Raw genomic sequence first — 22,124 nt, 5'->3', positions numbered from 1 at the left:
GTGGGCATGCCCACCTTATAAGCCCCTTGCGATCCTGCCATGGTCATCGCGTCAACCGCCTCCTCGGAGGACACCGGGACTTGATCGTCGACCGGTGTAGAAGCCGTCCGGAGCCGGGCTCCGGACGGAAGTCTTTTGAAGAAGCTTAGCGGCGGATGCCGAGCTTCTCGATCAGCGTGCGGTAGCGGCTCTCGTCCTTCTTCTTCAGGTAGTCGAGAAGCGAACGGCGCGACGACACGAGCTTCAGGAGGCCACGACGGGAATGGTTGTCCTTGTTGTGGGTCTTGAAGTGACCGGTCAGGTTGTTGATCCGCTCGGTGAGAATAGCGACCTGCACCTCGGGGGAGCCGGTGTCGCCAGCCTTCTGGGCGAATTCCTTCACAAGCGCGTTCTTGCGCTCAGCCGTAATCGACATCGTCAGTCCTTTCAGGTTGGTTTTGTCAGGAGACCTTGAGCCCTCAGGCTTCAGGTCCGGTTCGTCCGGAAGGGCCGGGCCGGGATGTCGTCCAGCGCGGTCCGGATCCGGACGCGTCTTTCGGGGCTTAAAGCCTCAGAAAAGATGGCGCACCATACACGAAATGCGCCGGAGTGCCAGAGAAATCGTTTTTCTCAAGCGGAGCAATAAGATGCGCCGTTTTGAGGCAAACCCTGGCGGAACAAGTTTTCCAGGTCACGGTTGGTGAACCAGAGACCCCCAAGATAGGAAACCAGCATCATGACTGCCACCACAGGCATGGCCGACCTCACGTCCTCGGAAGACATCCGCAACATCTTCATTACCGGCCTGGAAAACGCCCACGCCCTTGAGAAGCAAGCCATCCAGCTCATGGAGCGGCAGGTCGAGCGGTTCGAGAACTATCCCGAAATGTCCGATCTTCTGCGCCGGCACATCGTCGAGACGGAAGGCCAGATCCGCCGCCTCGACGAGGCCCTGCACAGCTTCGGGGCCGATCGCTCGATCCTGAAGGACATGGCCACGCAGTTCATGGCCAACCTGGCCGCAGCCGGCCACATGCCGATGGCCGACGAGGTTCTGAAGAACACCTTCGCCAACCACGCCTTCGAGAATTTCGAGATCGCGTCCTACAAATCCCTCATCGCCATGGCCGAGGCCTCCGGGAACCAGAAGTTCATCCCGGCGCTCCAGGAGAGCCTGCGCGAAGAGGAAAAGACCGCTCAGGCGGTGTACGACATGATCGTGCCGATCACCCAGAAGTTCCTGACGCGCTCGGCGCAGGGCCTGAAGGCTGACCGGTAAACTTGCTGAACGCTTCTAACGAAATGGCCGGGCTTGTCCCGGCCATTTCCATGTCTGAAAGGCTCCTCACCGTCATTCCGGGGCGAGCGGAGCGAGAGCCCGGAATCCATAAACTCGACTGCGCCGGAGAGGGCGCTCAGCGTCGCGTCTCTTTCTGGATCGTTAGCGGTTATGGATTCCGGGTTCCGCTGCGCGGCCCCGGAATGACAGCGGGTGGGATTTTAGGCCCCCAAATTGAACACCCGGTGGGGCACGAGTTCGCCGCGCTCGACGTCGCCGACCGCGATGAGCACGCCGTTGCAGGTGGCATAGACCTTCCCCGACAGGGGCGCCTCGCGCCCGCGCAGGATAATCGACTGGCCGCGCATGAGACGGCCGGCCATGTCGCGGCTCACCGCAATCGACGGGATTTCGCTCAGCGCCGTCTCCACCGGGCGCAGGGCCGCCGGATCGGTGGCGACATCGTCCACGGTGACCGCATCGTGCTCCGTGAAAGGACCGACGCGGGTCCGCCGGAGCGCCGCGATATGGCCGAGGCAGCCGAGCGCCCGGCCGAGGTCGCGCGCGATGGCCCGCACATAGGTGCCCTTGCCGCAATCGGCCTCGATCACCGAGCGGTTGCCGTCGTGGTGCACGAGGGCAAGCCGGTCGATCTCCACCGTGCGCGGCTGCAGTTCCACCACCTCGCCGTCACGGGCAAGATCATAGGCGCGCTCGCCGGCAATCTTGATGGCGGAAAAGCGCGGCGGCACCTGCTGCACCTGACCTGTGAACCGGGGCAGGAACGACTCGATCTCAGACGGATCGGGCAGCCTGTCGGTGCGCTCGACAACCTCGCCCTCGGTATCGTCCGTGGTGGTCTCCGCCCCCCAGGCCACGGTGAACACGTAGGATTTGCGCCCGTCCATGACGAAGGGCACGGTCTTGGTCGCCTCGCCGAGAGCGATCGGCAGGATGCCGGAGGCGAGCGGATCCAGGGTGCCGGCGTGACCCGCCTTCTTGGCCGAGAGGCCCCGCTTGACTACTGCCACCGCATGGGTCGAGGTCATGCCCACGCCCTTGTCGAGGATGATCCATCCGTTGACGTCGCGCTTCTTCGGTCGGTCCCCGTGGGGCCTCCGCTGCGGGCGTTCCTCGCTCATTGATCCTGCTCGTCGCTGTCGTCGGAGAGGTCGATATCGGATCTGCCCGTATCGCGGGCCACACGCTCGGTGCGCAGCAGCGCATCGATCCGGGCAGCCTCGTCGAAGCTCTCGTCGCGGCGGAAGCGCAGGTCGGGGGCGAATTTCAGGTTGACCCGGCGGGCCACCTCCTGGCGCAGCACCTTCTTGTGCTTGTCGAGCGCTTTCAGCACCGCTTCCTCGTCACGGCCGCCGAGCGGCATGACGTAAGCCGTAGCGAGCTTAAGGTCCGGCGACATGCGCACTTCCGGAATCGTGATGACGTTTCTTGTCAGCACGTCGTCCTGCACATCGCCGCGGGAGAGGACCTCGGCAAGCGCGTGACGCACAAGCTCGGCCACGCGCTGCTGGCGCTGGGAGGGTCCAGTGGTTTGTTCAAAGCGCTTAGCCATTCACGCGCTCCTTTGCATAAGAGACGAAACGGTCGAAGGCATCCTTCGACGGAAAAGCGCGTTGCGGGATGCAAAGCGCCTCCAATTTGCTGATGAAAAGAAACAGATTGCCTTTCAGGGTGACGATTTTCGTCACCTTGCTCCAGACGAACTCGCCTCTGAAGCCTTCGCTCGACCAGCTGATCCCATCGTCATGAAACGCGAAAGCCAGAGGTTTGTTGGCCATGCTGTAACGCTTGAAGACCCATGCGGGAAGAATCCGGTCGAAGAGAACATCGATAAGTGCGACGCAAACAAGGAGACCTGCATAAAGCGGCAAAATTTTAGAAAGGTACGTCCAGGACAAAACCTCCTCTGCGGTGAGGTCGGCGTCCCAGGTCAAGAACAGCAAGATGGCAAGGTTAACGCCAACAAGCAAAGCATATCGCCAAGGCCAGAGAGCATATTGGACAGGGTTGAGCTTACGCCGAGCTTCTCGGGAGGCTTGGTAATCGGCAAAGCTATAGGTGTAGCTTGCGCTATGTACCACCTCCGGGCGGCCTTCAGCTGCTTGTTCTTGCATTGTCATCTCACCGGGATCGGACCGGATGGTTCAAAAAACATGGCCGGGAGACAACCCGGCCATGTTGGTCTCTATTTCAGGATCACGCCATGAAGCGCAAAGCGAAGCCTTAAAGGCTGCGCTTCACCTCTTCTACGCGGTAGCACTCGATGAGGTCGCCGACGCGCATGTCCTGGTAGTTCTCGAAGGACATACCGCATTCCTGACCCGAGGTGACCTCGCGGGCATCGTCCTTGAAGCGCTTGAGCTGGCTCAAGCGGCCTTCGTGGATCACCACGTTGTCGCGGATCAGGCGGACATGGGCGCCGCGCTGGACCACGCCGTCGAGGACGCGGCAGCCGGCGATCTTGCCGACCTTCGACACGTTGAACACCTCGAGGATCTGCGCCTCGCCGAGCCGCTCCTCGCGGAGCGTCGGAGCCAGCAGACCGGACATGGCCGCCTTCACGTCATCCACGAGATCGTAGATGATGTTGTAGTAGCGGATCTCGATGCCGGCACGCTCGGCCGCCTCACGGGCTTCCTTGTGGGCACGCACGTTGAAGGCCAGGATGATGGCGTTCGAGGCTTCCGCCAGGGTGACGTCCGATTCCGAGATGCCGCCGACGCCAGCCTGGACGATGCGGGCGGCCACTTCCTCGTTGCCGACCTTCTCGAGAGCGCCCACGATGGCTTCCGCCGAGCCCTGCACGTCGGCCCGGACCACGAGCGGGAATTCCTTACGGCCCGCTCCGGCCTTGAGGTCGTGCATCATGTCGGCGAGCGTGCGCCCGGCCGAACCCATGCGGGCCGCCTGACGTTCGCGCTTCTGGCGGGTGCGGTACTCGGTGACCTCACGGGCACGGGCCTCGGACTCGACCACCGCAACGCGGTCGCCGGCCTCAGGTGTGCCGTTGAAGCCCAGAACCTCGACCGGAACCGAGGGACCAGCCTCCTTCACGTTGGCGCCGAGATCGTTGATCAGGGCACGCACGCGGCCCCATTCGGCGCCGGCCACCACGATGTCGCCGGTGCGCAGGGTTCCGCGCTGCACGAGCACGGTGGCCACAGGACCGCGGCCGCGATCGAGCTTTGCCTCGATGACGGTGCCTTCCGCCGAGCGCTCGGCATTGGCCTTGAGCTCGAGGATTTCGGCCTGCAGCTGGAGACCTTCGAGAAGGGTCTCGAGACCGTCGCCCGTCTTGGCGGAAACCTCGAACTCGAGGGTCTCGCCGCCCATGGACTCGACCACGATGGAGTGCTGCAGCAGCTCGGTGCGCACCCGCTGCGGGTTCGCGTCGGGCTTGTCCACCTTGTTGATCGCCACGATCAGGGGCACGCCGGCCGCCTGCGCGTGGTTGATCGCCTCGACGGTCTGCGGCATGACGCCGTCATCGGCCGCCACCACCAGCACGACGATATCCGTCACCTTGGCGCCGCGGGCACGCATGGCCGTGAAGGCCGCGTGGCCGGGCGTGTCGATGAAGGTGATCTTGCCGCCGAGCGGCGAGGTCACCTGATAGGCGCCGATATGCTGGGTGATGCCGCCGGCTTCGCCGGACACCACGTTGGTCTTGCGGATCGCGTCGAGCAGCGAGGTCTTGCCGTGGTCGACGTGGCCCATGATGGTCACGACCGGCGGACGGGTGACGAGGTTCTCGTCCACGTCCGGGGTGTCGAACAGGCCTTCCTCGACGTCCGATTCCGCTACGCGCTTTACCGTGTGGCCGAGCTCTTCCGCAACGATCTGCGCGGTATCGGCATCGATCACGTCGGTGATCTTGTGCATCTGTCCCTGCTTCATCAGGAACTTGATCACGTCCACGGCACGCTCCGACATGCGGTTGGCGAGCTCCTGGATGGTGATCGTCTCCGGAATCGTCACCTCACGGGCGATCTTTTCCTTCTGCTCCACCTGGCGGTGGCCCATCAGACGCTGGTTGCGGCGACGGAAGGCGGCGAGCGAGCGGGTGCGCTCCTCTTCGCCCGAGGTCGCGTTGGCCAGGGTCAGGCGGCCACGGCGCTTCTCCTCGCCGGGAGCGGCCTTGGGGGTCTTCGGCAGGGCGGCGGGCTTGGCCGCGACGCCGGGACGGCGGATGGTGCGTGCACCCTCCTCGTCATCCACCAGGGCAGCGCGGGCCGCCACGGGAGGAGCCGTGCGGGCGTGGGGCTTTGCCGTTTCCGGATCGGGGGCGACCGGAGCGGCAGGACGCGCCATGTGGTTCAGGCTCGGCGGACGGCCTCCCATGGTGCCACCGCCGCTGCGGGGACCACCATAGCCGCCCGGACGGGGACCATCCTGGCGCGGGCCGCCGGGGCGCGGGCCGTCCGAACGGGCGCCGGCGGGACGCGGCCCATCGGAGCGGGGACGATCCGGGCGAGGGCCTTCAAAACGGCCGCCGTCCGGGCGCGGGGCGCCGGTGCGGGCTGCCGGAGCGGCGCCTGCGGCCTGGCGGGGAGCCTCCTCGCCGAGACGGCGGCGGGCTTCGTCCTCGGCGCGGCGCTTGCGCTCCTCGTCCTGACGGCGGCGGTCCTCTTCCTCGCGCTTGCGGGCTTCGGCAGCTTCGCGGTCCTTAGCCTCTTCAGCCTCGCGCTCGGCGCGGCGGGCAGCCTCTTCAGCCTGGCGGCGGCGGTCTTCCTCGTCGCGGCGGCGCGCATCGACGAGCGCGTTCATGCGCGCATCACGCTCCTGCTCGGACAGGGTCTGCAGCACCATGCCGCCTGAACGGGGCGTATTCGGAGCGGACCGCTGCGGGCGGCCACCCTGGGCGGGCGCCGCCGGCTTCGGGGCCGGAGCCGCCGGTGCGGCAGGCTTGGGCGCAGCCGCAGGGGCCGCGGCCTGTTGCGGCGCGGGCCTGTCTTCCTTGCCCCCGGTGGGGCCAACGGCAGGGCGACGCTTGACCGTCTCGACCACAACCGACTTGGATCGGCCATGGGAGAAGCTTTGGCGCACCACGCCCTGTTCGACGGGGCGCTTCAGAGAAAGCGTCTTGGACGACACATGAAGAGTCTTGTCGCCCTGGTTTTTCGTATCGGTCATTCCGCCTCAGTTCCTGCGGGTTTCATAGTCTTGGGTTCGCCGGTCTCGTTTCCGAGGCCAGTTTGATCGGCGTCGAGGCCGCGAAAGACGCGGTAACGATGCCAGCGGTTCAGAAAGCCGTCGCTCCCAGCGCCCGCGACGAGGGCAGCATGTATCACATTTGACCGGCCTAATGCCAAATCCAATTCGTCATTCGACAATTCTTGGATGACCGGAAAGCTAGATATCGCCTCGCCGAAGCGTTTTCGCAACTGGTTCGCTAATTTTCTTCGCCCATCTTCGGCCGCTTCTGCGGCATGAATAAGGGCAACGATGGGCTTATCCGTGATGGTCGACTCGACCTTGTTGAAGCCGGTGATCACCGATCCGGCCTTGTTGGCGAGCGCCAGACCCTGCCGGAGATCGTCCCGGAGAAGACGCTCGATGTCCTGGGCCAGGGTCTCCGGAACCTTGGCCTCGGCCTTGAAGGCGCGGGCGAAGAGGCGACGTTTGGCCGCCTCTTCCACCATGTCGGCACGGGCCGTCACCCAGACGCCGCGGCCCGGCAGCTTGTGCCTGAGATCGGGCACGACCTGGTGGTCGGGCCCGAGGACAAAGCGGATCAGTCCCGCGGGCGCTTTCGCCTCGCGGGTGACGATGCAGGTGCGCTCCGGTTCATGCCGCGGCACGAATGCTGACCTCGCTTTGCCATAACCGGTTTAAGACGGCTGAGCCTCGGTCTCGGCCTCTTCGGCCGATCCCTCGGTCTCCACTGTCTCTTCCGGCTGCTCGATCCAGCCCGCCTTCACGCGGGCGGCCATGATCATGTTCTCGGCATCCGCACGGGACACGTCGAAGCCGTCGAGCGCCCCCTTGTAGCGGGTGGCCTCGGGGCCGCGGCCTTCCGTCCAGCCGACGAGATCGTCGGTGGCGCAGCCGGCCAGATCCTCGACATTCTTGATGTCGTTCTCGCCGAGAGCCACCATCATGGCGGTCGTGACGCCGTCGATCTCCTTCAGGTCGTCGGAGACGCCCAGTTCCTGGCGGCGGGCGTCGTTCTCGGCCTCGATGCGGGCGAGGTATTCCTGGGCGCGGCTCTGGATCTCGGCGGCCGTGTCCTCGTCGAAGCCCTCGATGGCCGCCACTTCGCCGGCATCCACATAGGCGATTTCCTCGACGGAGCGGAAGCCTTCCGAGGCGAGCAGCTGGCCCACGACCTCGTCCACGTCGAGGGCGTTCATGAACAGCTCGGTGCGCTCGGCGAATTCCTTCTGACGGCGCTCGGATTCCTCGGCCTCGGTGAGGATGTCGATGTCCCAGCCGGTGAGCTGCGAGGCCAGACGCACGTTCTGGCCGCGGCGGCCGATGGCCAGCGAGAGCTGGTCGTCGGGTACCACCACCTCGATGCGGTCGGCCTCCTCATCGAGCACCACCTTGACCACTTCGGCCGGCTGGAGCGCGTTGACGATGAAGGTCGCCTGGTCGGGCGACCACGGGATGATGTCGATCTTCTCGCCCTGGAGCTCGCCCACCACCGCCTGGACGCGGGACCCGCGCATGCCGACGCAGGCGCCGACCGGATCGATGGAGGAGTCGCGCGAGATCACGGCGATCTTGGCGCGCGAGCCCGGATCGCGGGCCACGGCCTGGACCGTGACGATGCCGTCATAGATCTCCGGCACCTCGGAGGCGAAGAGCTTCGCCATGAACTGCGGATGCGTGCGCGACAGGAAGATCTGCGGCCCGCGCGCTTCGCGGCGCACATCGAAGAGATAGGCGCGGATGCGGTCGCCGGGACGGAAGGTCTCGCGGGGAATGAGCTCGTCGCGGCGGATAATGGCCTCGCCGCGGCCGAGATCGACGATCACGTTGCCGTACTCGACGCGCTTGACGGCGCCGTTCACGATCTCGCCGATCCGGTCCTTGTATTCCTGGTACTGGCGGTCGCGCTCGGCGTCGCGCACCTTCTGGACGATCACCTGCTTGGCCGATTGTGCCGCGATGCGGCCGAAATCGAAGGGCGGCAGGGTGTCGGCGATCACGTCGCCAACTTGCGCCGCCGGGTTGTGGCGGGTGCGGGCCTCGGCCAGCGTGATCTCGCGGGAATCGTTCTCCACCGCGCCGTCCTCGACCACCAGCAGGTGCCGGGCCAGGCGCAGCTCGCCGGTCTTCCCGTTGATCTCGGCATGAATGTCGGTCTCGGCGCCGTAGCGGGACCGGGCCGCTTTTGCGATGGCATCCGCCATGGCATCGAGGACGATCTGCTTGTCGATCACCTTCTCGCGGGCGACCGCATCGGCGATCTGCAAGAGTTCAAGCCTGTTGGCACTGATAGCCATCGAGGTCGCTCCTTAGTTCGGTTTCGTCTCAAGAACGGGCTGCAATAACCGCATCCCATTCCTTTTCGTTGCTTGGCCGCATGATCTTACCGGTGAACCGGCATCCACTTCACCGGATCATGCGTCGTTGGACGGGTTCTGCGGCTCATCGGGCGCATCCACCACATCCGTGTCTTCATCAAGGTCGTCCGTGGTCGGCGCCGTTCCCCGGCGCAGCGATTCACGGATGAGGTCGTCGGTCAGAACGAGGTGCGCCTCGCCCAGATCCGTCAGAGGCAGGCGCGCGATGGGATCGAGGCCTTCCTTCACGTCCGGCAACTCGACAACGAGCTTCCCGTTCTCGACGCCCCGGAGGAAACCGCGGAAACGCTTGCGGCCCTCAAGCGGCACGGCCATTTCGATCTTGGCGTCGTAACCGGTCCAGCGTTCGAAATCGCTGATCCGCACGAGCGGTCTGTCGATCCCGGGCGAGGATATCTCGAGGTAATAGGCCGTATCGATCGGGTCCTCGAGGTCGAGCACCGGTGAAATCGCCCGGCTCACGGTCTCGCAATCGCTCACCGACATGGTGCCGTCCGGCCTCTCGGCCATGATCTGCACGGTGCATCCGTTCTGGCCGGTGACCCGCACCCGCACCAGATTGAAGCCCAGATCCTCGATCACGGGCTCGACGATCGCCGCCACTCGGGCGGCCACGCCGTTCTCGGTAATCAGCCGCTTGTCGCGTTCGTTGGTCATGGTTCTCCGCACGCTCCGGCATTCAGGCAATAAAAAAGAGCGGACCCGGCGGGGCCCACTCTTGACCAGCAGCTTGACGCTGCAACCAGAGCTGACATCGAACTTATAGCGATTCAAGCCCAAAAAAGCAAGGGTCCTCCGGAAGACCTGTCGGGGCGAACCATGTGAAGGGGACCAGACCTCTCTGGAAAGGTCCTCAATCGCCGCCACGCTTCAGTTATGATAGAGGAGTCCGGCGTTTCGAGAGCCGTGCCGTGAAACTGTCTCGCCTCCTCATCCTGCTCGCCGTCATTCTGGCCGCCGCTGCCACGTTCTGGCATTCCAGCCAGCCGCAGGAGGTCGCCGTCGTGCCGCCGAAGCGCGGGGATGCTGCCGAGATCGTCTATGCCACGGGCATCGTCGAGCCGCGTACCTGGGCCAAGGTGACGCCGCTGCTGCGGGAGCGGATCGTCGAATTGTGCAATTGCGAGGGCGAAGCGGTGGAGCGCGGGGCCGTTCTGGCCCGCCTCGACAGCCGTCAGCCGGAGGCGGCGCTCGCCGAATTGCGGGCGCGGCAGAAATTCACCCAGACGGAATACGAGCGGATCACCGCCCTTATGGAGCGACGGGTAGCGAGCGAGCAGGCCCTCGACCGGGCGCGCAGCGAACTCGGGCAGATCGAGGCCCTCCTCGCCGGACAGGAGACCCGGCTCGAGTCCTATGTCCTGCGGGCGCCGGTGAGCGGTGTCGTCCTGCGCCAGGATGGGGAGGTCGGGGAGGTGGCCGAGCCCGGGACGGTCCTGTTCTGGGTGGGCGAGCCCAAGCCCTTGCAGGTGGAGGCCGACGTGAACGAGGAGGACATCCCGCGCGTCGCTGTGGGGCAGCGGGCCGTCCTCAAGGCCGATGCCTTTCCGGACCAGGTGCTGGAGGCGAAGGTCGATTCGATCACCCCGAAGGGCGATCCGGTGGCCAAGACCTACCGGATCCACCTGTCCCTGCCGGAGGACACGCCGCTGCGCATCGGCATGACGGTCGAGGTGAACGTGATCGTGCGGGTCGCCTCCGAGGCTCTCCTCGTTCCCAGCAATGCCCTTCGTGGAGGCAGCCTTTTCACCGTGGAGGACGGCGTGGCCCGCCGCCGTGACGTGAAGGTGGGCATCCGCGGGGCTGGACATACGCAGGTTCTGGAGGGGTTGAGCGAGACCGACCGTATCATTGCTCCTTTCCCGGACGACCTCGCCGACGGAACGAAGGTTTCGGAGAAGAGGTGAGACATGCGCCTCATCTTTGAGCTCGCCCTCACCCACATCGCCGGACGCGGACGCCAGACCATCGTGGCGATCCTCGGCGTCGCGCTCGGCGTCGGCTTCTCCATCGCCATGGCGGCCCTGATGCAGGGCACCGAGAAGGATTTCATCGCCCAGCTCGTCGACACCATGCCGCATGTGCAGATCACCGACGAGCGCCGCACCGCGCGCCGGCAGCCGGCCGAGGACCTGTTCGCCGCCACCCAGTTCGAGGGCCTGCGCCCGAAGGAGGATCGTCGCGGCATTCTCAATCCGGCGGCCGCTTTCGCATCGTTGCGTTCCTGGGTGCCGGGCCGCATGGCCCAGAGCCTGCGGACCCAGGGGGTCGTCCGTTATGCAGGGCGGGACGTGGGGGTATCCATCATAGGGATCGATCCGGAGACGGAGGCGCGGGTCTCGTCGGTGGCCGGCGACTTCGTGGAGGGCAGCTTCGACGCCCTGCGCGCCGGGGGCAACAACATCGTGGTCGGCGACGGCCTCGCGCGGCGGATCGGCGCCTCGACGGGCACCACGATCCAGGTGGTCGCGCCGACCGGGCAGTCACGGGGCTTTCGCATCGTCGGGCTCTTCCATACCGGCAACGTCGCCCGCGACGAGGGCGAGGCCTATGTGCTCCTGAAGAGCGCCCAGATCCTCTCCGAGCGGCCCAACGCCATCAACGACATCCGCCTGCGCCTGGACGACCCGGAGGCGGCGCCCCGCGTCGCCCGCCAGGCGGAGGCCGAACTCGGCTACAAGGCCGTGCCCTGGCAGGAGGCGAACGAATCGCTCCTCGAAGCGCTCGTGGTGCGTAACGTGGTCATGTACACGGTGGTGGGCGCGATCCTGCTGGTGGCGGGCTTCGGCATCTTCAACATCATCTCCACCATCACCCACGAGAAGGCGCGCGACATCGCTATCCTGAAGTCGCTGGGCTTCACGCAGGGTAACATGCGCCGGCTTTTCCTCGTCGAGGGGCTGGCCTTAGGGCTGGCCGGCTCGCTGGTGGGCTGGCTCATCGGCTTTCTCCTGTGCTTCGCCCTCTCCCAGGTGGAGTTCAAAGTGTCGGGCGCAGGCATAGGGCGCGAGATGACCAATCTGCCCCTTTTCTGGAGCCCCTGGCACTATGCCATTGCGTCCGCCTTCGCGCTGATCTCGTCCGGCGTGGCCGGCTATCTCCCGGCCCGGCAGGCGGCGCGGCTCAATCCGGTCGACATCATCCGGGGGGCCACATGAGCCTGCTCATCGAAGCCGATCATCTCACGCGCATCCTGCCCGCCACCGTGCCGGTGACCCTTGTGCGCGACGTGTCGCTCACCGTCGGCGAGCAGGAATTCATTGCCATCACCGGCCCGTCCGGCTCCGGCAAGTCGTCGCTGCTCTATCTCCTTGGCCTCCTCGACCGCCCGACGAGCGGGATCTTGAGGGTGGCCGGGCGGGATACTTCATCCCTGAATGACCATGCGCTGGCGCATCTGCGCCTCGACATGCTGGGCTTCGTGTTCCAGTTCCACTTCCTGCTGCCGGAATTCTCGGTTCTGGAGAACGTGAAGCTGCCCATGCGCAAGGCGGGACGCCTGTCATCGGGCGAGATGCGGGAGCGCGCCGCGGGCCTGCTGGAGGAGCTCGGCTTGGCCGGTCATCTCGACAAGCGGCCCGACCAGCTCTCCGGCGGCCAGCGCCAGCGCGTGGCGGTCGCCCGTGCGCTCGCCAACGACCCCCATGTGGTGCTCGCCGACGAGCCGACCGGTAGCCTCGACAGCAAGAGCTCCGAGCAGGTGTTTCAGATCCTGCGGGATCTCGTGAGGAAGCGCGGCAAGACCGTGATTGCGGTCACGCACGAAATGGACATCGCGGCCCGCGTCGACCGTCGCATCCACCTCGTCGACGGCGCGGTGGTGAGCGACGACCGCGTGGCTCCGGCTGCGGTCTGAGTTAGATGCGAACGAGGGTCAGGTAGCTCGGCACGCGGCCCTCGCGGATGGCCTTGGCCTCGTAGCGGGTGCCTGGCCAGCCCTCATAGGGCCTGCGCCAATCGTCGGCGCGGGTGGCGGTCCAGCGGAAATGCGGGGAGCGCAAGGCGCGGGCGAGCACCCAGCCGATGTAGTCGTCGATGTCGCTGGCAAAGCGCAGCTCGGCGCCAGGCTTCATCACGCGGGCGAGCATCTCCAGAGTCTCGTCGGAGACGAGGCGGCGCTTGCGCTGCCGGCGCTTGGGCCAGGGATCCGGATAGAGAATGTAGACCCGATCGAACGAGGCGTCGGGCAAGGTCGGCAGCAGGTCGGTGACGTCGTCATCCCAGACCCGGACATTGTCGAGATGTTCCTGCTCGACCACGGCGAGAAGCTTCGCCATCCCGTTCACGAAGGGCTCGCAGCCGACGATATTGACGTCGCGATGGGCACGGGCCTGGGCTGCAAGATGCTCGCCGCCGCCGAAGCCGATCTCGAGCCAGGTTTCGTGCGCCTGAGGGTTCGGAAACTGGCCGTGAACGTCGCGGCCGGGGACCACGCGGATCGCGGGCAGCAAGTTCTGAACGAGGTCGTCCTGTCCGGCGCGAAGCTTCTTGCCTTTCCGGCGTCCGAAGAAGGCGCCAGCGCGTTCGGAGGCTTCGCTCATGGGACACATGCTCCTGGAGTCGGCATGACTGCTCGAAAGCCTGTGCTTATCACGTTGCATCATGCATTGAGAGCCGGTTCTCCTCGCGGGGAACCGGCTCTTTATGGTGAGTCTCGGTGGGCTGAACGGTCTTCAGCCTGCCGCAACAGCCGTTAGCGGAACGCCGCCTTCAGACGGTCGGCGAGGTCCGTACGCTCCCAGGAGAAGCCGCCATCCTGGTCGGGCTTGCGGCCGAAATGGCCGTAGGCCGAGGTGCGGGCATAGATCGGCCGGTTGAGGCCGAGATGCGTGCGGATGCCGCGGGGCGAGAGATCCATGGCGTCCATGAGCACCGCTTCGAGCTTGCCCTCGTCCACCTTGCCGGTGCCGTGCAGATCCACATAGATCGACAGGGGCTTGGCGACGCCAATGGCGTAGGAGAGCTGCAGGGTGCAGTTATCGGCAAGACCTGCGGCGACCACGTTCTTGGCAAGATAGCGGGCGGCATAAGCCGCCGAGCGGTCCACCTTGGTCGGGTCCTTGCCCGAGAAGGCGCCGCCGCCGTGGGGAGCCGCACCGCCATAGGTGTCGACGATGATCTTGCGGCCGGTGAGGCCGCAATCGCCGTCCGGGCCGCCGATCACGAACTTGCCCGTGGGGTTCACGTGCCAGATGGTGTCGGGCGAGATCCAGCCCTCGGGCAGGGTCTGGCGGATATGCGGCTCGACGATCCTGCGCACGTCCTCGGAGGTGAGGCTCTCGTCCAGGTGCTGAGTGGAGAGAACGATCTGGGTGGCCGAGACGGGCCGGCCGTTCTCGTAGCGCACGGTGACCTGACTCTTGGCATCCGGGCCAAGCTTGGCGGCATCGCCCACCCGGCCTTTACGGGCGGCGGTGAGGTTCTCGAGAATCTTGTGCGCGTAGTAGATCGGTGCCGGCATCAAATCGGGCGTCTCGGTGCAGGCATAGCCGAACATGATACCCTGGTCGCCTGCGCCCTCGTCCTTATTGCCGGAGGCATCGACGCCCTGGGCGATGTGGGCCGACTGGGCGTGGAGGTAGACTTCGACGTCCGCGTTCTTCCAGTGGAAGCCGTCCTGCTCGTAGCCGATGTCCTTGATGGCGTCGCGGGCGAGCGCGATCACCTTATCCTTGGTGATGGAGTCGGGGCCGCGCACCTCGCCGGCAATGACCACGCGGTTGGTGGTGGCAAGCGTCTCGCAGGCCACGCGGGCCTCGGGCTCGGCGGCCAGATAGGCATCGACGACGGCATCGGAAATCCGATCGCAGACCTTGTCCGGATGCCCCTCGGACACCGATTCACTGGTGAAAAGATAGCTCGAACGCCGCACGACGGAATTCCTTAAGGCAATGGAAAAGCTGGGCCTGCGGGTTCCCGCAGGTCTCAAGTCATGGTCATGCCGCAGGCTTAAGGAAAGGTCAAGCGAACGTGTTCGTTATGACGAACGTTCCGTATCGTCCTCAGCGGCCACCGAGGCGACGAGCTGGACGATGCTTTTACGGACCTTGGGGTTCTTGATCCTGGCAAAATGCCGCACGAGCTGCAGGCCTTCCGGAGTGGCCATCATGTCCGCCACATAGGTGGGCGGGCTCTCCTCCGCGAAGCCGGGGGCGGGTTTGGTGCTCGTGACGCCGTCGAGAAAGAAATGAACATCGACGCCGAGGATCTTGGTGATCTCGATCAGACGAGCGACGCTGATCCGGTTCATGCCCTTTTCGTATTTCTGAACCTGCTGGAAGGTCAGGCCGAGCATATCGCCAAGCTTCTCCTGGCTCATGCCGATGGACACGCGGCGCATGCGCACACGGCTTCCGACTTCCTTATCGATAGAGCCCGTCGACTTCTTCATGTGGCCCCACTTCCTCACTGGACTTAGTGTAACGCAAGGTCATGGGTTACTTAAGGAAAAGTTGAGTGTGGCCCACGACGTACAACCAGGAGCATTAAGCAGATCACAAGCGTAACCGTCAAAGAAAACTTGCCCGATTTGCTGTAAACAGTCGCAGGTTTCGCAACTGGAAGATTTGTATTCAAAGTTCCTTCAACTGAAAGTGGCAGTTTCTCCACTATGCGGCCGAAAGGATCGACAATGGCTGAGATCCCCGTATTGGCGGCCCGCACCAAAGGCAGGCCCTCCTCGACGGCACGTAAGCGGGCTTGGGCGAAATGCTGGTAGGGCCCTGGTGTCTCGCCGAACCACGCATCATTGGTCACGTTCAGGATGAGGTCCGGCCGGGGGCCGTCGCTCAGGATCTCTCCCGGAAAAATCGCCTCATAGCAGATCGTCGCGGCCACAGGGGGCAGGCCCGGAATGGCAAGCGTCATGCGCTTCTCGGCCGGCTCGAATCCACCCGGAATATGCACGAACTGGCGCAGGCCCACCGCCCGGATAACGGTATCGAGTACCTTCGGCAGGTATTCGCCGAACGGCACCAGATGCACCTTGTCATAGGAACCGAGGATCGTGCCCCGGTCGTCGATCACCTGGATGGCATTGTAGAACTTGCCCACCGCCTCGCCGGGCAGCGGGTCGTCCATGCGGGCCGCCCCGGTGATCAGGACGGAGCCGGGCTCCAGAAGAGCCCCGATCTGAGCCAATGAGGCAGGATCGCGATGGAGCAGGAACGGAAAGGCCGATTCCGGCCAGATGATATGCGTTGGTGCGGCGCCGTTCGGACCGGGTCTCGCGCTGAGGGACAGGTAATGCCGCATGATGGCGTCACGGTTGCGCGGGTTGAACTTGGCATCCTGGGGCAGATTGGGCTGCATAATGCGCAGGCGCACGTCGGGAACCGTGGCGGAGGCCTGCGCCGGCACCCGCCAGAAGCCGAAGCCCGCAAGGCCGACGAGCATTGCCGCCGCAAGGGCTGGAGCCGTCCAGCGGGCGCGGGCTGTCCGCCCGGTGAGCAGGACGGCCGGTGCGGCGCCGATGCAGAAGCTCAAGAACGTGAGGCCGTAGAGGCCGACCAGGGAGGCGGACTGCATCAGCCAGAGGTTCTGGCCGAGCGCCATGCCCGGGCTGTTCCAGGGGAAACCGGTGAAGAGATGCCCGCGCAGCCACTCGGCCACAGTGAGGCCGAACGCGAAGGCCAGGATGCGCCGGGCGTCAGGAAGCCAGAGCAGGCAAGCGAGCGCGAAGCCGAAGGCCGGGAAGGAGGCGAGGAGCGCCGGCAGGCCCAGAACCCCGAAGGGCATGGCCCAGGCGAACTGGTCGGCCTCCACGAGGAAGGCGGCGCCGAGCCACCAGAGCCCGGCGACGAAATAACCAAAGCCCCAGAACCAGCCGAGCAGGGCCGCAACCTTGAGCGGGGCCCAACGGGATGAGCCCTCCTTCATGGTGCCGTCGAGGAGCCAGATGGCCGGCACGAGGGACAGGACGAGCGCCGGCAGGAATCCGAAAGGCGGCATGGCCAGAGCGCCGACGGCTCCGGCCGCGACGGCCATGAGCCAGCGGCGCCAGCCGCGCGAACGGGTTCCCAGCGCGGCAAGGGCCGGCAGGATCCCTGCAATGCCCGACGTTTCGGTCAAGGCATCGCGCTTCGCCAGCAGGCTCATTCGGCGGCAGCGCTTTCAGGACGCGCGGCGACCGGCTGGCCTTCTGTGATTTCCACTTCTGTCGAGGCCACGGTGCGGCGCAGGATGCGAAGCCGCTTCACGCGCCGGGGATCGGCGTCCAAAACCTCGAATTCGAGGCCGGCCGGACCCACGATGACCTCACTGCGGGACGGCACGCGGCCGGCGAGCGTCACGATGAAACCGCCGATCGTGTCGATGTCCTCGGCACCCTCCTCCTCGGTAAGGTCGACGCCCAGCGTCTCCTTGATCTCGTCGAGGCTCGCCCGGGCATCGGCGATGGTGGTGCCGTCGGCCGCCTGCGTGATCGTGAGGGTCGCATCCTCGTCGTGCTCGTCCTCGATATCGCCCACCACCATCTCGACAAGGTCCTCGATCGACACGAGGCCGTCGGTGCCGCCGTATTCGTCGATCACCAGGGCCATGTGGGTGCGCGTTGCCTGCATCCGCACCAGGAGGTCGATGGCCGGCATGGAGCGCGGCACGAACAGCACCGGGCGCAGGATGTTGGCCGACGCCAGGGTCATTGACAGGTCGATCTGGCCGAGGCTCGGCGCAGCCGTCGCGTCGCCGGCGCCCGCTTCCGAGGCGCCGCCATCGGCCCGCATGGCAATGAAATCGAGAAAGTCCCGGATGTGGACCATGCCCTTGGGATCGTCCAGGGTCTCGCCATAGACCGGCAGGCGCGAGTGGCCGGCCGTGCGGAAGAGGTTCAGGAGCTCGCCGAGATTGGTCTCGGCCGCCACCGCCACGATATCGGCGCGGGGCACCATGACGTCCTCCACCCGGATGCGGTGGAAGGACAGCACGTTCTTGAGCATCGCCCGCTCCTGGGGCGAAAAGTCCGTATCCTCGACGGTTTCCGCGAGAGCATCCTCAAGATCGTGACGGATGGATTCGCGGGGTTTCAGGCCGAGACGGGTCAAAACCCGGTCGTACCAGTGGTCGCGTGTGTCGTCTGTCTCGGTGAGGGTTCGGACAGGGCGGTCGCTACGACTTCGATCTTCGTTCATTGCCGTGGGTTGTCAGCCGTTATGCTGCCATATCGCGATAGGGGTCGGCGATGCCAAGGGTGGCGAGCGCCTTGACCTCGAGACCTTCCATGATCTCCGCCTCCGCCTCGACCTCGTGGTCGTAGCCGAGAAGGTGCAGAACGCCATGGACGATCAGATGGGCGAAATGATGCGCAAGCTCCTTGGATTCCTCCTCGGATTCACGCACCAGGGTTTCGTACGCTAGAGCAATATCGCCCAAATGGCGAGGCCCTGTTGCACCCGGCTGCTCGGGCGCCGGGAAGGACAGCACATTCGTCGGCTTGTCCTTGTCCCGCCAGGTGCGGTTCAACTCCCGGATCTGGGCGTCGTTGGTGAGCATGACGCTGGCCTCGAACTCCTCGTCCGCCTCGTAAGTGACGGCGAGCGCCGCCTCGGCGGCTTTCTGCGCCAGGGCCTCGGCGTCTTCGAGGCGGGCCCAGTCGCCTGCCTCGATCATGATGTCGAGGGTGATCACGGCCGGCGATCCCGGTAATCCTGGCGCGGCGGCTCCGGCGGCGCTTCGCGGGCCGCCTTGTCGTAGGCGGTCACGATGCGGCGCACGAGGTCGTGGCGCACCACGTCCGCGTCCTTGAACGTCACGCGGGTGATGCCTTCCACTCCGTCGAGGATGCGCACCGCCTCGACGAGACCCGATTTCTGGCCCGGCGGCAGGTCGATCTGCGACGGATCGCCCGTGATGATCATCCGCGAGCCTTCGCCGAGGCGGGTGAGAAACATCTTCATCTGCATCGACGTGGTGTTCTGCGCCTCATCCAGCAGCACCAGGGCGTTGGTCAGCGTGCGCCCGCGCATGAAGGCGAGAGGCGCGATCTCGATCATGCCGGTCTGCAGGCCCCGGTCCACATGTCGGGCCTCCATGAAGTCGTAGAGCGCATCGTAGATCGGGCGAAGATAGGGATCGACCTTCTCGCGCATGTCGCCGGGCAGGAAGCCGAGCCGCTCGCCCGCTTCCACGGCCGGGCGCGAAATGATCAGGCGGTCCACCTGTCCGGCCTCGAGCAGCGAGACCGCGTAGCCCACGGCCAGCCAGGTCTTGCCGGTGCCGGCAGGACCCTCGGCGAAGACGAGCTCGTTGGTTTTGAGCGCCTTGATATAGGTGTTCTGCGAGGCGTTGCGGGCACGCACCGCCCCGCGCCGGCGGGTGGAAATCTGGTCGAAGGCGGTGAGGCCCGTAGCCGGCTGCTCCTCGGCCGCCGGGAAGAGGCTGCCCTGGAGGGTGCTCTCCTCGATGGCACCGTCCACGTCGCCGGTGCCGAGGGCTCCGCCCTGGCGGGCGCGCTCATAGAGGCCCTCCAGAACGCGCCGGGCCATCTCGGAGGCTTCCGGCGTGCCCTTCACCGTGACCCGGTTGCCGTTGGCGATAGCCGTCACGTCGAGGCGCCGCTCGAGATGGGCGAGGTTCTGGTCGTATTGTCCGAAAACGAGGCTGGCGAGGCGGTTGTCGTCGAAGGTGAGGATGATTTCGGCCTCTTCGACGACGCCGGGATGCAAGCCGCCGGGGTTCCGTCCCTTTTGTGCACGTGCGGTCGCGTTGTCCGCTGGGCTCAAATGCCTCTCCTCTGAATCTCTGTCGCAGGCGTTGCGGCAGACGGATATGGGGTCTTACCGGTCAACAGACTAGGCCGCGGCTTGGCTGCCGGGTCCGATCCATTCCCCGAACAGGCTGTTCGAGCCTGCCTGAATGATCCGCACCGTCACGATCTCGCCGACGGCATGGCGGTCGCTCTCGAACTGCACGGGCTGCAGGTAGGGCGACTTGCCGGCCATCTGGCCCGGGTGACGACCCGGCTTCTCCAAGAGAACGTCGAGGGTCTGGCCGACGGTTCCGTGATTGAAGGCCTGCCGCTGCATTTCGAGCAGATTCTGCAGCCGCGCCAGGCGCTCGGCCTTCACCGCCTCGGAGACTTGGGTCTCGATGTCGGCCGCGGGCGTGCCGGGGCGGGGGCTGTACTTGAACGAAAACGAGCTGGCAAAGCCCACGTCAGAAATGAGCCGCATGGTGTCCTCGAACTCCGCATCCGTCTCGCCGGGGAAGCCGACGATGAAATCGGAGGAGAGCGCCAGGTTCGGTTGAGCTTTGCGGATGCGCTCGATCAGGCGGCGGTACTCGTCGCCCGTGTGCTTGCGGTTCATCACGTCGAGAATGCGGTCGGAGCCGGACTGCACCGGAAGGTGCAGGTAGGGCATCAGAGCCGGCAGATCGCGATGGGCGACGATCAGCTCGTCGTCCATGTCGCGCGGGTGGCTGGTGGTGTAGCGCAGCCGCGCGATGCCGGGGATCTCGGCCAGGCGATGCAGCAGCCGGCCAAGCGACCACACGGCACCGTCAGGCCCCTCGCCGTGATAGGCGTTCACGTTCTGGCCGATGAGCGTCAGCTCGCGCACGCCCGCGTCCGCCAAGCGCAGGGCCTCGTCCAGAATCTTGGCGACGGGACGCGAGACTTCGGCGCCGCGGGTATAGGGCACCACGCAGAAGGTGCAGAACTTGTCGCAGCCTTCCTGGATGGTCAAGAAGGCCGACACGCCCCGGTTCCGGATCGCCGCCTTTGAGGGCTTGGGCAGGTGGTCGAACTTGTCCTCGACCGGAAACTCCGTGTCGACGACACGCTCGGAGCGCGGCTTCTTCAGCAGGCTCGGCAGGTTGTGATAGTTCTGGGGCCCCACCACCACGTCCACGGCGGGAGCCCGGCGCAGGATCTCCTTGCCCTCGGCCTGGGCGACGCAGCCGGCCACCACGACCTTGGTTTCCCGGCCTGCCGCCTCGCGCTCGTTCTTGAGTTCGCGCACGCGGCCGAGCTCGGAATAGACCTTCTCAGCGGCCTTCTCGCGGATATGGCATGTGTTGAGGATGACGAGGTCCGCCTCCTCCATGACCTTGGTTTCGCTGTAGCCCTCGGTGGCCAGCATGTCGGCCATGCGCTCGGCGTCATAGACGTTCATCTGGCAGCCATAGGATTTGACGAAGACTTTTTTCACGAGGTCGGCCTGTTCTGCTTGCAATCGGGCGGGCGAAGATGAGCGCCTTTTAAGCCTTTTATGCGTGCAAGAGAATAGCGGCTGTTTGGCTCAAGAGATTTGAAGAGTTTCAACGCCGTCTGTTGTCCCCGGCGAGCCGCAGGCGAGGGAAGGGGATCCATGGTGCGGAGCGTGCGGGTGGATTCCCTTCCACTCCGCTCCGGCCGGGAATGACACTACTGCCTCACTCCCGGAACGCGCCCTCGACCGGCGCGGACAATTCCGCATCGGCGGCCAGAATTTCAGCAACGACCTTCGCGAAGGCCGGGCGTGCGCTGAGCCGATCGTACCAAGCAGCCAGGTTTTCATGCCCTCGCAAGGAGGGACCGCCCAGGCGGCGGGTCCAGAAAACGGTCATGAACACGGCGATGTCCGCGGCTGAGAAACCGCCGCAGAGGTAATCCCGGTCTTTGAGCTGGCGGTTGAGCGTGGCGAAATGGCCGGCAAGCGCAGGCTCGGCCTCGCGGGCCTTCAGTTCTTTCGCCTCCCAGCGCTCAAGATCGTCAGGCTTCGGCTCGGTCCGGTGCATCAGGAAGCGCAAGGGCGCCAGCATGATCTCGTCGGCGAACACGTCGAGCAGGCGGCAGCGGGCGCGCTCCCGCGAATCCTTCGGGTAGAGCGCCGGTTCGGGATAGGCGTCTTCCAGGTATTCGAGGATCACGGTCGAATCGTAGAGGGACAGGTCCCCGTCGACGAGAACCGGGACCTGTCCCTTGGGGTTGAGCGCCAGCACGTCCGGGTGCTTGGGGGCATAGCCCTTCGTCTGGCTGAAGGCGACGCCGATGCGCTCGAAGGCGAGCCCCTTCTCGTAGAGGGCAATCTCCACTTTACGGGAGAAGAGGCTGACGGGGCCGGAATAGAGCTTCATCGGGGGCCTTTCAAACATGCTTATCGGCTGATGGACGGCGGCAGGTGATCCTGCCAGGAGGCCTCATTCAGGCCCTCCACGTCGGCCCGCGACAACCCGATATCATGCAATGCGTGATCGTCGAGCTCGTATAGAGCCTTCAAGGTCCTGCGGCGGTCGAGCCAAGCCTCATAGCGCAGAAGCAGGTTCATGAGCGTGTTCCCATGGTTGCGGCGGGTGGTGTGGAACCCAAGATTTGCTGTGGCATATCCGGTCGCCAT

The 22,124-nt window shown here is 65.3% G+C and carries 22 protein-coding genes; 4 read left to right on the top strand and 18 right to left on the bottom strand.

Going from position 1 to position 22,124, the window contains the following annotated elements:
* Nucleotides 1–145 precede the first annotated feature (145 nt).
* A complete protein-coding gene (rpsO, locus tag JQC81_RS08930; RefSeq protein ID WP_203271458.1) occupies nt 146–415 on the bottom strand; it encodes a 30S ribosomal protein S15 in 270 nt (89 codons plus the stop codon).
* Between the two features lie 300 nt (nt 416–715).
* Between rpsO and JQC81_RS08925 the strand changes: the two genes are divergently transcribed.
* Nucleotides 716–1,258 (top strand): ferritin-like domain-containing protein, encoded by a 543-nt coding sequence (locus tag JQC81_RS08925; protein WP_203271457.1) that lies wholly within the window; start codon nt 716–718, stop codon nt 1,256–1,258.
* Between the two features lie 221 nt (nt 1,259–1,479).
* Here JQC81_RS08925 and truB read toward each other — a convergent pair whose 3' ends face one another.
* The 7 genes from truB to rimP all read right to left on the bottom strand — a co-directional run bounded on the left by truB (nt 1,480) and on the right by rimP (nt 9,468).
* Nucleotides 1,480–2,400 (bottom strand): tRNA pseudouridine(55) synthase TruB, encoded by a 921-nt coding sequence (gene truB / locus JQC81_RS08920; protein ID WP_203271456.1) that lies wholly within the window; start codon nt 2,398–2,400, stop codon nt 1,480–1,482.
* Nucleotides 2,397–2,831, bottom strand: a complete 435-nt coding sequence (gene rbfA / locus JQC81_RS08915) for a 30S ribosome-binding factor RbfA (RefSeq protein WP_203271455.1) — start codon at nt 2,829–2,831, stop codon at nt 2,397–2,399. The genes truB and rbfA overlap by 4 nt, the downstream gene beginning before the upstream one ends.
* A complete protein-coding gene (locus JQC81_RS08910; protein WP_203271454.1) occupies nt 2,824–3,393 on the bottom strand; it encodes a YcxB family protein in 570 nt (189 codons plus the stop codon). Before JQC81_RS08910 ends, rbfA begins: the two co-directional genes overlap by 8 nt.
* A 109-nt stretch (nt 3,394–3,502) precedes the next feature.
* Nucleotides 3,503–6,412, bottom strand: coding sequence for a translation initiation factor IF-2 (gene infB / locus JQC81_RS08905; RefSeq protein WP_203271453.1), 2,910 nt, complete (start codon nt 6,410–6,412; stop codon nt 3,503–3,505).
* Nucleotides 6,409–7,080, bottom strand: a complete 672-nt coding sequence (locus tag JQC81_RS08900; RefSeq protein WP_203271452.1) for an RNA-binding protein — start codon at nt 7,078–7,080, stop codon at nt 6,409–6,411. The genes infB and JQC81_RS08900 overlap by 4 nt, the downstream gene beginning before the upstream one ends.
* Before the next feature lie 30 nt (nt 7,081–7,110).
* Nucleotides 7,111–8,730 carry a transcription termination factor NusA gene (gene nusA, locus JQC81_RS08895; RefSeq protein WP_203271451.1) on the bottom strand — a complete coding sequence of 540 codons (1,620 nt, stop codon included), beginning with the start codon at nt 8,728–8,730 and terminating at the stop codon, nt 7,111–7,113.
* Nucleotides 8,731–8,847: 117 nt separating this feature from the next.
* Nucleotides 8,848–9,468, bottom strand: a complete 621-nt coding sequence (rimP, locus tag JQC81_RS08890; RefSeq protein WP_203271450.1) for a ribosome maturation factor RimP — start codon at nt 9,466–9,468, stop codon at nt 8,848–8,850.
* 254 nt (nt 9,469–9,722) lie between these two features.
* Between rimP and JQC81_RS08885 the strand changes: the two genes are divergently transcribed.
* Genes JQC81_RS08885 through JQC81_RS08875 form a run of 3 tightly spaced genes read left to right on the top strand, consistent with a single transcriptional unit; the run spans nt 9,723 to nt 12,667 of the window.
* Entirely contained in the window at nt 9,723–10,718 is a 996-nt protein-coding gene (locus JQC81_RS08885) for an efflux RND transporter periplasmic adaptor subunit (RefSeq protein ID WP_203271449.1), read from the top strand.
* Nucleotides 10,719–10,721: 3 nt separating this feature from the next.
* Entirely contained in the window at nt 10,722–11,969 is a 1,248-nt protein-coding gene (locus JQC81_RS08880; RefSeq protein WP_203271448.1) for an ABC transporter permease, read from the top strand.
* Entirely contained in the window at nt 11,966–12,667 is a 702-nt protein-coding gene (locus JQC81_RS08875) for an ABC transporter ATP-binding protein (RefSeq protein ID WP_203271447.1), read from the top strand. Before JQC81_RS08880 ends, JQC81_RS08875 begins: the two co-directional genes overlap by 4 nt.
* 1 nt (nt 12,668) lies before the next feature.
* Here JQC81_RS08875 and trmB read toward each other — a convergent pair whose 3' ends face one another.
* The 10 genes from trmB to JQC81_RS08825 all read right to left on the bottom strand — a co-directional run bounded on the left by trmB (nt 12,669) and on the right by JQC81_RS08825 (nt 22,124).
* Nucleotides 12,669–13,352 (bottom strand): tRNA (guanine(46)-N(7))-methyltransferase TrmB, encoded by a 684-nt coding sequence (trmB, locus tag JQC81_RS08870; protein ID WP_203271446.1) that lies wholly within the window; start codon nt 13,350–13,352, stop codon nt 12,669–12,671.
* A gap of 152 nt (nt 13,353–13,504) precedes the next feature.
* A complete protein-coding gene (gene metK, locus JQC81_RS08865; protein WP_203271445.1) occupies nt 13,505–14,683 on the bottom strand; it encodes a methionine adenosyltransferase in 1,179 nt (392 codons plus the stop codon).
* Between the two features lie 105 nt (nt 14,684–14,788).
* The gene (locus JQC81_RS08860; protein ID WP_203271444.1) at nt 14,789–15,202 is read right to left on the bottom strand and encodes a helix-turn-helix domain-containing protein; all 414 of its coding nucleotides are present in this window, start codon (nt 15,200–15,202) and stop codon (nt 14,789–14,791) included.
* 50 nt (nt 15,203–15,252) lie between these two features.
* The gene (gene lnt / locus JQC81_RS08855; protein WP_203271443.1) at nt 15,253–16,908 is read right to left on the bottom strand and encodes an apolipoprotein N-acyltransferase; all 1,656 of its coding nucleotides are present in this window, start codon (nt 16,906–16,908) and stop codon (nt 15,253–15,255) included.
* A complete protein-coding gene (locus JQC81_RS08850; RefSeq protein ID WP_203271442.1) occupies nt 16,905–17,939 on the bottom strand; it encodes a hemolysin family protein in 1,035 nt (344 codons plus the stop codon). The genes lnt and JQC81_RS08850 overlap by 4 nt, the downstream gene beginning before the upstream one ends.
* 19 nt (nt 17,940–17,958) lie before the next feature.
* On the bottom strand, nt 17,959–18,417 hold the full coding sequence (gene ybeY, locus JQC81_RS08845; protein ID WP_203271511.1) for an rRNA maturation RNase YbeY: 459 nt from the start codon (nt 18,415–18,417) through the stop codon (nt 17,959–17,961).
* A gap of 14 nt (nt 18,418–18,431) precedes the next feature.
* Nucleotides 18,432–19,529: a PhoH family protein gene (locus JQC81_RS08840; RefSeq protein WP_203271441.1), complete on the bottom strand. Its 1,098-nt coding sequence runs from the start codon at nt 19,527–19,529 to the stop codon at nt 18,432–18,434.
* A 69-nt stretch (nt 19,530–19,598) separates the two neighbouring features.
* Nucleotides 19,599–20,957, bottom strand: coding sequence for a tRNA (N6-isopentenyl adenosine(37)-C2)-methylthiotransferase MiaB (miaB, locus tag JQC81_RS08835; RefSeq protein WP_203271440.1), 1,359 nt, complete (start codon nt 20,955–20,957; stop codon nt 19,599–19,601).
* Nucleotides 20,958–21,180: 223 nt separating this feature from the next.
* Nucleotides 21,181–21,864 carry a glutathione S-transferase family protein gene (locus JQC81_RS08830; RefSeq protein ID WP_203271439.1) on the bottom strand — a complete coding sequence of 228 codons (684 nt, stop codon included), beginning with the start codon at nt 21,862–21,864 and terminating at the stop codon, nt 21,181–21,183.
* A gap of 20 nt (nt 21,865–21,884) precedes the next feature.
* Nucleotides 21,885–22,124 carry a DUF1127 domain-containing protein gene (locus JQC81_RS08825; RefSeq protein WP_203271438.1) on the bottom strand — a complete coding sequence of 80 codons (240 nt, stop codon included), beginning with the start codon at nt 22,122–22,124 and terminating at the stop codon, nt 21,885–21,887.

The sequence above is a fragment of the Microvirga arabica genome (assembly GCF_016811235.1).
Taxonomy (GTDB): domain Bacteria; phylum Pseudomonadota; class Alphaproteobacteria; order Rhizobiales; family Beijerinckiaceae; genus Microvirga; species Microvirga arabica.
This window is presented reverse-complemented; position numbering and strand designations above follow the sequence as displayed.